General features: G+C 45.8%; 13 protein-coding genes. 10 read left to right on the forward strand and 3 right to left on the reverse strand.

What is annotated here, in order from left to right; genetic code table 11:
• Positions 1-56: 56 nt before the first annotated feature.
• Both IE104_RS11740 and IE104_RS11745 read right to left on the reverse strand, forming a co-directional pair.
• A complete protein-coding gene (locus IE104_RS11740) occupies positions 57-620 on the reverse strand; it encodes a hypothetical protein (protein WP_189418778.1) in 564 nt (187 codons plus the stop codon).
• A gap of 162 nt (positions 621-782) precedes the next feature.
• Entirely contained in the window at positions 783-1,421 is a 639-nt protein-coding gene (locus tag IE104_RS11745; RefSeq protein ID WP_189418779.1) for a TetR family transcriptional regulator, read from the reverse strand.
• Between the two features lie 305 nt (positions 1,422-1,726).
• Here IE104_RS11745 and IE104_RS11750 point away from each other — a divergent pair, with 305 nt between their 5' ends.
• Positions 1,727-2,875: an efflux RND transporter periplasmic adaptor subunit gene (locus IE104_RS11750; RefSeq protein ID WP_189418781.1), complete on the forward strand. Its 1,149-nt coding sequence runs from the start codon at positions 1,727-1,729 to the stop codon at positions 2,873-2,875.
• A 5-nt stretch (positions 2,876-2,880) separates the two neighbouring features.
• Entirely contained in the window at positions 2,881-6,000 is a 3,120-nt protein-coding gene (locus tag IE104_RS11755; protein ID WP_189418783.1) for an efflux RND transporter permease subunit, read from the forward strand.
• A gap of 69 nt (positions 6,001-6,069) precedes the next feature.
• Here IE104_RS11755 and azu read toward each other — a convergent pair whose 3' ends face one another.
• The gene (gene azu / locus IE104_RS11760) at positions 6,070-6,519 is read right to left on the reverse strand and encodes an azurin (protein ID WP_189418785.1); all 450 of its coding nucleotides are present in this window, start codon (positions 6,517-6,519) and stop codon (positions 6,070-6,072) included.
• Between the two features lie 458 nt (positions 6,520-6,977).
• Between azu and rpsF the strand changes: the two genes are divergently transcribed.
• From rpsF to IE104_RS11800, 8 genes are all read left to right on the forward strand, one after another.
• Positions 6,978-7,421, forward strand: a complete 444-nt coding sequence (gene rpsF, locus IE104_RS11765; RefSeq protein ID WP_189418787.1) for a 30S ribosomal protein S6 — start codon at positions 6,978-6,980, stop codon at positions 7,419-7,421.
• A 2-nt stretch (positions 7,422-7,423) separates the two neighbouring features.
• Positions 7,424-7,651 (forward strand): 30S ribosomal protein S18, encoded by a 228-nt coding sequence (gene rpsR / locus IE104_RS11770; protein WP_189418788.1) that lies wholly within the window; start codon positions 7,424-7,426, stop codon positions 7,649-7,651.
• A 12-nt stretch (positions 7,652-7,663) separates the two neighbouring features.
• Positions 7,664-8,110 carry a 50S ribosomal protein L9 gene (gene rplI, locus IE104_RS11775; protein WP_189418790.1) on the forward strand — a complete coding sequence of 149 codons (447 nt, stop codon included), beginning with the start codon at positions 7,664-7,666 and terminating at the stop codon, positions 8,108-8,110.
• A gap of 142 nt (positions 8,111-8,252) precedes the next feature.
• Entirely contained in the window at positions 8,253-9,644 is a 1,392-nt protein-coding gene (dnaB, locus tag IE104_RS11780) for a replicative DNA helicase (RefSeq protein WP_189418792.1), read from the forward strand.
• 31 nt (positions 9,645-9,675) lie between these two features.
• The gene (locus IE104_RS11785) at positions 9,676-10,338 is read left to right on the forward strand and encodes a hypothetical protein (RefSeq protein ID WP_189418794.1); all 663 of its coding nucleotides are present in this window, start codon (positions 9,676-9,678) and stop codon (positions 10,336-10,338) included.
• 64 nt (positions 10,339-10,402) lie between these two features.
• A complete protein-coding gene (locus tag IE104_RS11790; RefSeq protein ID WP_189418796.1) occupies positions 10,403-10,942 on the forward strand; it encodes an MOSC domain-containing protein in 540 nt (179 codons plus the stop codon).
• A gap of 54 nt (positions 10,943-10,996) precedes the next feature.
• Positions 10,997-11,758, forward strand: coding sequence for an SDR family oxidoreductase (locus IE104_RS11795; RefSeq protein WP_189418798.1), 762 nt, complete (start codon positions 10,997-10,999; stop codon positions 11,756-11,758).
• 483 nt (positions 11,759-12,241) lie between these two features.
• Entirely contained in the window at positions 12,242-12,811 is a 570-nt protein-coding gene (locus IE104_RS11800; protein ID WP_189418800.1) for a hypothetical protein, read from the forward strand.
• The last annotated feature ends 1 nt before the right edge of the window (position 12,812 follow it).

Consider the following 12,812-nt stretch of genomic DNA (forward strand, 5'->3'; position numbering starts at 1 on the left):
GGATAAGTCTAGGATTACCTCTTATAAAAACGAAAATCTCACAGTTAATTAAGTGCTCATTTTAATGTGCTGGCTTCGTTATAAGCGCTTACAGATTCAGAATATTGAACTGATTTTAATATAATAGGCATGTATCGTATTTTACGTTTTTGGGATATAGCTATTTTATAATTTGATAAGCTGCCTCTTGCTCCGCAATGCTGCCGGCAGGTTCCAGAGGAATCTTCGGTTAACGTGTCAGTTAATGTTAAATATTCATTGTCGGAAGAGATTTTCAATGTACAAGGTTGCATTTCGCTGACTATAGGTTTTTCGTTACTTTTATAGATATATGAACCATTGTCGTATTTAGCTATGCCCCATATAGAACATGCATGACCATTTGCAAATTTTAGTGCAGCTCTAAAATAAACAGCGTCAGATGAATATCGAACTATCTCTACAACATCCTCTGAGGTAAATTTCTCACCTGACCCATCATAAAGCATGTTCTCAAATCTACGTTTATAAACTCCTTCAATAGAATTAATTTTATCTTCAGGGGTAGTATCGGCTGCACAAGAAAACGATAAAAAAATAAATGCAATGAGAGCAATAACATATTTAGTTAAGTTTGTCATTTATAGATCCTAGGTATGTGGGGGCTAACTTAAACTGCACCAACTATATAATCCTCAAGATCCAATTCCAATTGCTTTGTAGTACTGCGCTCGAGTTTTATATTTTTGTATATCAAAAATAGTCCTTCTCGATAAGGAGTGACTTTTAGCTTGGTAAAACACTTACTCTTTTACCCGCAATTCAGGATTGTTTTTCAGCATAAACAAATAGCTGTCGATCATAACTTCTGCGTAGTTATCTAAATCAAAACTACCGGGCAGGAATAACCAGTTGCTGATCAAGCCGGTAATAAGTGCGTGATTAGCAATGGCTGCCTGATGCACATTTAAATTGGTGGGAAGTTGGCCTTTATCGATAGCGTTTTTTAAACATTGTTCAATGTCTTGCAAATACTCGAGGCTGGCAGTTTGGCGGCGAATCTCCAGTTGTTTGGCTTCACTATTGAGTTCACACTTGAACAACAAAATGCTGAGTACGCGTTTACGGCGCGGGTTGCGGGTGGTGTCCCTGAGCACTTGTATCCAAAAGTCGCGCAATTTACCCAGTGGATTGGGTTCGTTTTGGTCCGCACAGGCATCGGTAAGGTTTTCCAGGGGCAAGCGTACGCGGTCTGCCATGGCTTCTAACAAGTCGCTTTTGTTTTTGAAATGCCAATAAATGGCACCGCGTGAGAGGCCTGCAGCTTCGGCGATATCCATCAAGCTGGTTTGGCCAAAGCCTTTTTCAAAAAATACTTTCTCTGCCGCATCCAGTAATTGGTTGCGGGTTTCAATAGCATCTTCTTTGGTTTTGCGTGCCACGGATTTTCCTGATGTCGATTGGAGATAATTTGGATATAAACATTCACGAGTGTATGTATTTTATATTCATAGCATATTCATTCGTCAATGCCGTTTTGCAAGCTTTGCCATTGAAAAGGAATAAACAGGGTTAATATGTGCAAAGATTGTTAATGTTGTGATTTTGTCGGCGGTTTAAGTTGAAACCAGTGCAGTATTTCGCTGTAATACAAATACATTCACAAGTGTATGTATAAATTCTAGTCTCGATAGTTAGTGCCATGCCGGCACACTTATAGGGATTGCGTTTTTGGAAGAGGTGTACCATGTCGCGTAGCAAATATTTAACCTTATTGGTTGCAGGATCTATTGGGCTTTTGTCGGCTTGTGGCCCCAAGGCGCCCGCAGGTGCGGGTGATGCTCCGCCTGCAGAAGTGGGCGTGGTGGTTGTCGGCGAATCTTCCGCCACTATTACCTCGGAGTTGCCGGGACGAACCTCTGCCTATCGCAAAGCTGAAGTGCGCCCGCAAGTGAGCGGCATCATCCAGAAGCGTCTGTTTACCGAAGGCGCTGAAGTCAAAGCCGGTACCCAGCTGTACCAAATCGACCCCGCCAGTTATGAGGCGGCGCTTTCCAGTGCGGAAGCCGACCTGAGCCGCGCACAAGCCAATTTCACCACCGCCAAGGCGCGCCACAATCGTGTGCAAAGCCTTGGTGCTAGCAAAGTCATTAGCCAGCAAGATCTGGACGATTCAGTTGCTGCACTAGCGCAAGCCCAGTCGGGTGTGGAGATTGCCAAAGCCTCCGCAGAGAATGCGCGCATCAACCTTAAATATACGAAAGTCCTGGCGCCCATAAGCGGTGTTATCGGCAAATCCAGCGTCACTGAGGGTGCCTTGGTCAGCGCCGGGCAAGCGCAAGTCTTGGCAACCATCCAGCAGCTTGATCCGATCTATGTTGATGTCTCCCAATCGGTCGATGAAATGCTCAAGCTTCGTCGCCAAATTAAAAATGGCAAGCTGTCTGCGCCCGGCGAAGCTAAAGTGAAATTACTCTTAAGTGATAGCTCGCCTTATGTACAAGAAGGGCGTTTGCAATTCTCCGAAGTTGGCGTAAGTGAAACTACAGGTACGGTGGTGTTGCGCGCGCTTTTCCCCAACCCCGATAAATTATTGCTGCCAGGCATGTTTGTGCGTGCAGAGCTGCAAGATGGCGTTCACGCCAAAGCAATCCTGATTCCGCAGCAAGGTGTAACGCGTGATCGTTCCGGTGGTGCAACAACCTTGGTGGTCAATAAAGAAAGCAAAGTTGAGCTTCGCCCGATTAAAACCAGCACAACACTTGGCGATAAATGGCTAGTGGAGGAAGGTTTGGCCGTTGGCGAGCAGGTGATCGTAGAAGGATTGCAGAAAGCAAAACCGGGTGCGACTGTGAAGGCAGTGCCTGCAAAAATCGCGACTAAAACCGGGGAGTAATTAGCATGGCGAAGTTCTTTATTGATCGCCCGGTATTCGCCTGGGTAATCGCGATTTTAATTATGCTGGCCGGTGCGCTTTCGATTTTTCGTTTGCCCATCGCCCAGTACCCGGAAGTTGCACCGCCGTCGGTGAGTATTAGCGCTAACTACCCGGGTGCTTCTGCACAAACTGTTCAAGATACTGTGATCCAAATTATCGAGCAGGGCTTAACGGGTATCGATAATGTGCAATACATGTCATCCACCAGTGAGTCGACCGGATCGGGTGGTGTAACCCTGACCTTCCTTGCAGGCACCAATCCGGATATCGCACAAGTTCAAGTGCAAAATAAATTGCAAACCGTTATGCCCTTGTTGCCGCAAGAAGTTCAGCAGCAAGGCATTCGCGTGACCAAATCTTCCGCAGGCTTTTTGTTGATTATTGGTTTCGTGTCTGCCGATGGCCGTATGGATAAATACGATATTGCCGACTACGTTGCCGCCAACGTGCAAGATCAACTCAGCCGCGTAAACGGTGTTGGGCAAATCACATTGTTTGGTTCGCAATACGCCATGCGTGTGTGGTTGGATGCAAACAAGCTCGCTACCTTTAATTTAACTACAACCGATGTTACTGCAGCGATCAAAGCGCAAAACGCGCAAATTGCAGCGGGTGAATTGGGCGGCACACCTGCATTGCCGGGCCAGCAAATCAACGCGAGTATCGTGGTGCAAACGCGCCTTTCTACACCCGAACAATTTAAAAATATTTTGTTGCGTGTAAATAACGACGGCTCGCAAATTCGTTTAGGAGATGTAGCGCGAGTTGAACTCGGTGGTGAAAATTATCAATTTGAAACCGAGTACAACAATCGCGCCGCAACAGGTATGGCAATTACCCTGGCGGCAGGGGCAAATGCGTTGGATACAGCCGATGCAGTGCGCGCGCGCATTAAAGATCTCTCGGCATTTTTTCCGCAGGGAATGGAAGTGGTTTATCCCATGGATACCACACCTTTCGTTCGCCTCTCCATCAAAGCTGTAGTTGAAACCCTGGTTGAAGCAATCATCCTCGTGTTTTTGGTGATGTATTTATTCCTGCAAAATTTCCGCGCAACTTTAATTCCTACTATTGCAGTGCCTATAGTGTTGCTGGGTACTTTTGGTGTGCTTTCTGTTTGTGGATTTTCAATTAACACGCTCACCATGTTTGCCATGGTGCTCGCCATTGGTTTATTGGTGGACGATGCCATTGTGGTGGTAGAAAACGTAGAGCGGGTGATGGCAGAAGAGGGGTTATCGCCGCGCGAAGCTACGCGAAAATCCATGGGGCAAATTACCAGCGCTCTAATTGGTATCGCATTGGTGCTGGCTGCGGTGTTTGTGCCCATGGCATTTTTTGGTGGATCGACAGGCGTTATTTATCGCCAGTTTTCTATCACTATTGTGTCGGCTATGGTGCTGTCTGTTGTAGTGGCATTAACCCTCACTCCAGCACTTTGCGCAACACTATTGAAGCCAGTGGATCAGAATCACTACGAGAAAAAAGGTTTCTTCGGTTGGTTTAATCGCAACTTCAATAAAGCGACAACTCGCTACCAATCCAGCGTGCGCGGCATGCTCGGTCGCACAGGTCGTTATATGGCGATTTATGTTGCGATTGTGGTTGTCCTGGGTTTGTTGTTCACACGTTTGCCAACATCATTTTTGCCCGACGAAGACCAAGGCTTTATGTATACGCAAATGTCTTTGCCTGTAGGCGCGACCAAAGAGCGTTCAATTGCGGTGATGAACCAAATTGAAAAACATTATCTTGAAACGGAAAAAGATAACATCCGCTCAGTGTTTTCAGTGATTGGTTTTAGTTTTAGCGGTCGTGGTCAAAACAATGGGATCGCGTTCGTCAGTTTAAAAGATTGGAGCGAGCGCACCGGTTCTGGCCAAGATGTACAAAGCATCGCTAAGCGCGCCCTGGGTACTTTTTCAAAAATCAAAGAGGCTATGATCTTCCCTTTCGTTCCACCTGCAATCACTCAGTTAGGTACATCAACGGGTTTTAATTTGCAGCTGCAAGATTTGGGCGGAATTGGGCACGATGCAATGATTGAAGCGCGCAACCAATTTCTTGGCATGGCATCAAAAGATTCGCGTCTGGTTAACGTTCGCCCTAACGGTCAGGACGACACGCCGCAATTCAAGTTGGATGTAAATCAAGAAAAAGCAGCTGCCCTTGGCGTAGCGCTAAGTGATGTAAATAGTGTGTTCAATGCGGCTTGGGCTGCTTCTTACGTAAATGATTTTATTGATAGGGGGCGTGTGAAAAAAGTATTTGTGCAAGGTGATGCACAATTCCGCATGCTTCCAGAAGACGTAAGCAATTGGTACGCACGTAACAACAAAGGTGAGATGGTGCCGCTCTCGGCATTCACTACCGGTCGCTGGATTTTTGGTTCACCCAGGCTGGAGCGATACAACGGTGTTTCATCCATTAACGTGAACGGCCAAGGCGCGCCGGGTGTGAGCTCAGGTGACGCAATGCTCGCAGTGGAAGAAATCGTTAAAAAATTACCGGCGGGTGTGGGTTATCAATGGACGGGTATGTCGTTTCAAGAACGTCAATCAGGCAATCAGGCGCCGCTACTTTATGCGCTATCAATTCTGGTTGTCTTCCTCTGTCTTGCAGCACTTTATGAAAGTTGGTCGGTACCTTTTGCTGTAATGCTGGTGGTTCCGCTCGGTGTACTCGGTGCTGTTCTGTTTGCGATTGGTAGAGGTCTTTCCAATGACGTTTACTTCCAGGTTGGATTGCTAACAACTATTGGTCTTGCGTCCAAAAACGCAATTTTAATTGTAGAGTTTGCCAAGTCTTTACATGAACAAGGCATGAGTTTGTTTGATGCCACTATGGACGCCGTGCGCATGCGTTTGCGTCCCATCATCATGACCTCACTCGCCTTTATGCTGGGGGTGACGCCTTTAGTAATAAGCACGGGCGCAGGTTCAGGCAGTCAAAATGCAATCGGTACTGGCGTGTTTGGTGGCATGTTATCGGCAACTATTTTGGCAATATTCTTTGTGCCGGTATTTTTCGTGGTTGTCTTCCAATTGGCTCAGCGGTGGTTTCCTAAAAAGCCGGAAATTTAACGATTAGTAAAATAAAAAATCCGGCTTTAGGCCGGATTTTTTTTAGTGAAATTCAGGTGTAAGCCAAAATTATTCGCGAGTAACTGTGCCTTTCATAAGGGCAATGTGACCAGGGAAACTGCAGAAGAATGTATAGCTACCGCCTTTGGCAATTTTATCTACCGGGAAGGTTACGCTAGTGCTTTCACCGCCACCGATTAATGTGGTGTGCGCAATGACGCGTGCGTCGCCATCTTTCACATAGCTTTTATCTACACCAGCGCTTACACCTTCAGTCGCAACTGCTTGCGAATCTTCGGTCTTTGTTAAAACCCAGTTGTGGCCCATAACATTTTTCGCCAACTTGCCAGAGTGTTTCAAATTCACAGTGAATTTTGTGCAGGCTTTACCGATGGTAATAGCTTTGGTATCAAACTGCATGGAGTCGTTGCCTGTCACAGTAACGGCGCAATCTTCTGCCATTGCAAAGCTGGGAATAAAGGCGACAAGTGCAGGAAGTAGTAAATGTTTAATTTTCATAAGATGCTCCAGGTTGAGGTCATTGACATGTGGGCTAGCATTTCAGTTTGCGTTGAACTGAATATAAATAATTAGAGCGTTGCGGGCGTATGTGACAAAGCCCTCGCTAAAAAATTTCTGCGATTATCGACTCTTGTCAATAATAATCCAACCGTTTTATGGGTACCTTTTCTTTACTTTTCGTTTGCAGGTGAAGCTGCACGCCAGCCATGACTAAAGGTTTAAGTTAGGCACCTTTCGAAGCCAATCCCTTTTTCTTACTTCATTTACAGTCTTGGACATTAAAACTTTGGGGTAGAACGGCGAGCTTGCCCATTTTTTGCTCTTTTTACTTGCCTTTGGTGGGCTAAATCCCTAGTATACGCACCCCCAACCGGCCCGAAGTGTTTGATAGATAAGTCGGGCTACTCCTTGTCTCACCGCAATTAGTGGGAGACTTAACCCGTAAGGAGCTATACATGCGTCATTACGAAATCGTTTTTTTGGTTCACCCGGACCAAAGCGAACAAGTTCCAGCAATGGTAGAGCGTTACACCTCTGCTGTTAAAACCAGTGGTGGTCAAGTTCACCGTTTGGAAGACTGGGGCCGTCGCCAATTGGCTTACTCCATCAACAAAATCCACAAAGCTCACTACGTTTTGATGAACATCGAAGCTAGCGAAACTGTGTTGGAAGAGTTGACCACCAACTTCCGTTACAACGACGCCATTTTGCGTAGCCTTGTAATCCGTGAAGACGGCGCTATCACCGAAGAATCATTCATCCTCAAGGCCGAAAAAGAAGGCCGTGAGCGTAAGGCTCGTCCACCACGCGCTGAGCGTCGTGATGACCTGGATGCAGATGACATGTCTGATGAAGACGATGTTGATGCTGATGAACTTGATGAAGAGCAGGAGGTTTAATCATGGCACGTTTTTTCCGTCGTCGTAAATTCTGCCGTTTCACCGCTGAAGGCACCAAGCAAATCGACTACAAAGATGTTGAAACGCTGAAAGCTTACATCACCGAAACCGGTAAAATCGTTCCAAGCCGTATCACTGGCACTAAAGCTAAATACCAACGTCAGTTGGCTACTGCTATCAAGCGTGCTCGTTACTTGGCTTTGATTCCATACACTGACAGCCACGAGTAAGGGGTAATAGAGATGGAAGTTATTCTGCTCGATAAAGTAGGTAAATTAGGCGCTATCGGTGACAAGGTTACCGTTAAGTCTGGTTACGGCCGTAACTACCTTTTGCCACAAGGCAAAGCGGTTGCTGCTACTGCAAAAAACGTTTCTGATTTCGAAGCTCGCCGCGCTGAACTTGAAGCTGCTGCTGCTGCAAAAATCGCTGAAGCAACAGCTCGTGCTGAGAAGTTGGCTGAGTTGACTGTGACTATCGCTGCTAACGCTGGTGACGAAGGCCGTTTGTTCGGTTCTATCGGTACTCGCGATATCGCTGATGCAATCACTGCTGCTGGCGTTACTGTTGCGAAATCTGAAGTGCGTTTGCCACAAGGCGTATTGCGTGAAACTGGCGCATACGAAATTGACGTGCAATTGCATGCTGAAGTGTTGCAAGCTGTTAAATTGAACGTAATCGCTGAGTAATTAGCGCGTCTCGATTAATGTTTTTGCGAGTCAGTTTTGCTGACAAGCAAGTGAAAATCGGGCACTATCGACAACCCCTTTCTTTATAAAAAAGGGTTGAAGAAGTGTCCGATTTTTTTTGCCCAAATAAAAACCAATATCTATGTCTGATACCACCTTTGAAGAGTCGCTTGCCAGCGAATTAGCCGGAAAATCCACCTTGCCCCATTCGGTTGAAGCCGAACAGTCAGTGCTGGGTGGATTGATGCTGGATAACAGCCGCTTGGATGCTGTTCTGGAAGTGGTGAGTGAATCAGATTTCTTCCGCGAAGACCATCGCCTGATCTTCCGCATGATGGTGGATTTGCAAGAAGCCGGCGAGCCGCTGGATGTCATCACGCTCTCGGAAGAGCTGCATAAACACAATGAGTTAGAGCGCGTTGGCGGTTTGGGTTACTTGGTTGAAATGGCCAACAATACGCCCAGTTCAGCCAACATAGTTGCCTACGCCAAAATCGTGCGCGAGCGCTCCACACTCCGCCAGTTGATTGCCGCCACGTCAGAAATCAGCAAATCCAGCTTTAATCCCGCTGGTTTGGATTCTGATGATCTTCTCCAGATCGCTGAAAAACGCATTGCCGATATCGCCGAAGATCGCCCCAAAGAAGGCGGTTTGGTTGGTGTAAATGATCTTTTAAAGTCTACCGTTCAACGCATCGACGAATTATTCCGCTCTGGTAGCGATATTACTGGCGTACCTTCGGGCATTACTGATTTGGATAGCCGAACCTCCGGCTGGCAACCGGGCGAATTAATTATTCTTGCCGCGCGTCCATCAATGGGTAAAACCGCGCTCGCACTCAACTTTGTGGAAGGCGCGCTTTTTAGCCAACCCAAGCCCGTTCTTGTATTCAGTATGGAGATGCCGTCCAACGCGCTCGTCATGCGTATGATGTCGTCCCTTGGCCGCATCGACCAAGGCAAAATGCGTAACGGAAAATTAACGGAAGAAGATTGGCCAAAACTGTCGTCTGCCGTGCAAAAAATGAAAGATAAACTTTTGTTTATCGACGACACCGGCGGTTTAAATCCGCAAGAAATGCGCGCCCGTATTCGCCGTATTGCTCGCGAACATGGCAACCCCGGCATGATCATGGTCGACTACTTGCAGTTGATGACTGTCGCTGGCGGCGGTGAAGGCCGTACGCAAGAAATCTCCGAAATTTCGCGCTCGCTCAAAGGCATCGCCAAAGAATTCGAATGCCCGATGATTGCGCTCTCGCAGTTAAACCGTGGCGTAGAACAGCGCCCCAACAAACGCCCCATGAACTCCGACTTGCGTGAATCGGGCGCGATTGAGCAAGACGCGGACGTTATTTTGTTTATCTACCGCGACGAATACTACAACGAAGACAGCCCCGAAAAAGGCATCGCTGAATTAATTATCGGCAAACAACGTAACGGTGAGATTGGTACCTGTCGTGCAGCCTTTATAGGCAAATACACGCGCTTTGATAATCTGGCACCGGAATATTTCCAGAATAGCGACTATTGAAAATAATTTACTTTTGTTAAGGAAAATAATCGTGCTGAGAGTTAATAAAATAATAGTTGTGGCATTCTTTTTTTCATTGTTTGTACTTACAAGTTGTTCGTCGCTTAGTCACAAATCGCTTCCCCAAAGTGAGTTGGTGAAATTCCAGGGCGCAACAGCTGTAGCAACAAAATATAAACCTGAAAACTTTGAAATCTTAACTGCAGGTAATATGGCCGTTGGCGGGATGCTGGGCGCAGTTTTGGGGCATGATGGCAATGCTGTGGTAAAAGAAAATGACATTCGCGATCCAGCAGTTTCCATAAGTGCAAAGTTGGTAGAAAAATTTAAAACCACTTACGCGATGAAAATTGTGGAAAGTGATGCGGTAGCCAAAAAGGATGACCTTAAAGCTTTGGTTGTGACATATCCAAAAGTGGATTATTTGATTGATGTAAAAACCATCTCCTGGATGGCAATCTATTACCCTCTGGATTGGACTCACTACTCAAGTGTTTATAAATCTCGTCTGCGTATCATCGATCTGAATACTTCCAAAGTTATTGCCGAAAGCGTTTGCTTAACAAATAATACGACCGATCAAAATCGACCCACTTACGATCAATTAATTGCAAATAAAGCAGCAATACTAAAAGCATTTCTCGATAAAGATGCGCAGCAATGTGTTGATAATTTTGTGGCAGATATTTTTTAACGCATAAATTCATAATCATCCGCCGATGGTTCAAAAACCTAGCGCTAACTAACCCAGGTTTTTTATGGACAGCGACACCCGTTTCTTAGAAAAACTCCGCAGTGAAATTGCTCCCGGAAAGCTGGAATGGATTGGTTTGCGCACTGAACGGCGCGGTGAAATAAAAATTGTTGAGCGCGCGCAAGCGTTGGTCGGTTTAGGTTTGGAAGGCGATCACCGCTGTTTAAAAACGCCGGGTTCCGCACGCCAAGTTACTATCATCAGTCGCGAATATATTCATCAAATCTCGCAGCAATTGGGAAAAATTTTTATCGATCCTGTCTTGCTGCGTCGTAACCTAATCATCTCTGGAATGAATATGAATTTGCTGCGCTTCCAGCGTTTGCAGATTGGTGAAGTCATTCTCGAAACTTCTGCGCTTTGTGATCCCTGTTCGCGAATGGACGAAAATCTGGGTAAGGGTGCTGCCGCAGCCATGTTTGGTTATGGTGGGCTTTGCGCAAAAATTATTCAGGGTGGGAAAATTGCAGTTGGCGATGCAGTTGTTCGGGTGCAGCCTGGCAAATCTTCCGTTGCCGCATCATTGAACCTTTTCGATAGCTGACAGTTAATAGTTCATGCGTTCCCTTTCACGCATTTTTGCTAACAGGAATTTTCTATGACAGCCACCTACAGTCGTATCGCAATCGTCACAGGCGCAACTTCCGGTATTGGCGAAGCTACCGCCAAAAAATTTATTACTGAAGGCTATGGAGTCGTTGGTTCAGGACGCAACGGCGAAAAATTGCAGGAGCTTAAAAATGAGCTGGGCGAAGCATTTGCTTTTGTCGCTGGTGAGGCTTGGGACCAAGCAGTAATCGAAAATTTATTTGCAGAAGCACAAACCAAATTTGGCCGAGCAGTTGATTTGGTTGTCGTTAATGCAGGCCGTGGTTTGGGCGGTTCAGTCAAAGATGCACCATTGGCCGAATTTGAAGATTTGCTAAAAGTTAACATCACCGGCGCGCTAAAATTAATGCAAAAAGCGGCAAAGGAATTCACCAAGCCTGAGCAACTAAATTTTCCCGCACACGCTAAAGATATTGTCGTTATTGGCTCAGTGGTCGGTAGAAGTGTTTCACCTTTCAGCGCCGTTTACGGTTCATCAAAATTTGCAGTTCACTCATTGGCCGAGGGTTTGCGCCGCGAAATTTGCGGGCAGGGCGTGCGAGTCACTTTGGTGGAGCCAGGCATAGTCCTCTCCGGTTTCCAAACCGTTGCCGGTTACAGCGATCAGACAGTAAAAAGTTTCCACGAACGATTTGGTCCGGTATTAATTGGTGAAGATGTGGCTGATGCTATCTATCACACCGTATCGCTTCCAGCACATATTCATATCAGCGATTTAGTGATTCGCCCGACACGTCAGGATTATCCTTGAGATACAAATTTCATGGATTGAAAGGCACCATCAAGATGACTGTTTGTCCTGAATATAAGTAGCTTGTATTTGCTTACAGCTCATATCACCTTTTTCTACAGCGGCAACAATCTGTAATTTAAAGTCTGGGCGTGTAATCCCGCTGGGTGCGTTTAAGCCGGCAGGTATTAGCTTTTCCAAAAAATAGCCCTATTATGTGTAAACCTATTTCAGGACGGGACCTTTATTTGGAGTTGAGCCATTATCTGGACAGCAATGGCGCCTTAGTTTACGATCTGCTGCGCCAAAAATAACTGGATTAACAATAACTAAATTGAGGACAATCGTTTGAAAAATCTGCTTTCTTGTTCATTATTGAAATACACTTTAAAACTTTCGATGTTGGCTATCGCTGCTTTTATTATTAGTGGTTGCGCTAATACAACAGGATTAAAAAACCCTTCACAATCTGTCATACCTCCGGGTCCAAAAAAGATTGTGGTAATGCCAATGGATGTTGAGCTTTCTTTATTAACTGCATCAGGTTTGACTGAGCCAAAAGCTGAATGGACTGAAAATGCTATTCGTTTTATGAATGCCAGTTTGAAGCAGCGTTTGGGGAAGTCTGACGGAAAAGTCGTTTTCTATAAAAGTAAAGCTGCCGATGCTCAAAGTTCATTGTTGCAACTTGAAAAATTACATCAGGCAACGGGATATACCATTCTCACTCATGACCTAATGATGCCTTTACCTTCAAAAAAATTGGATACATCGCCAAGAACCCTGGGTCCAGCCGCTATTGAATTGAGTAAAGAAACGGGTGCCGATTATGGTCTCTTTGTCTTTGTTCGCGATACTTATACCAGTGGTGGTCGTGCTGCCCTAATGTTTTTTGCAGCGGCAGCGGGTGTAGGTATTCAAGGTGGAACCCAGGTTGGGTTTGCGTCTTTAGTTGATCTCAAAACCGGAAATATTGTGTGGTTTAACCGTTTAATCAGTGGTACGGGCGATTTGCGTAACGAGCCTGATGCGGAAAAAACCATCTCTAACTTGCTTACTGGCTTTCCACTTTAAT

Source organism: Cellvibrio zantedeschiae, assembly GCF_014652535.1.
Lineage (GTDB): Bacteria > Pseudomonadota > Gammaproteobacteria > Pseudomonadales > Cellvibrionaceae > Cellvibrio > Cellvibrio zantedeschiae.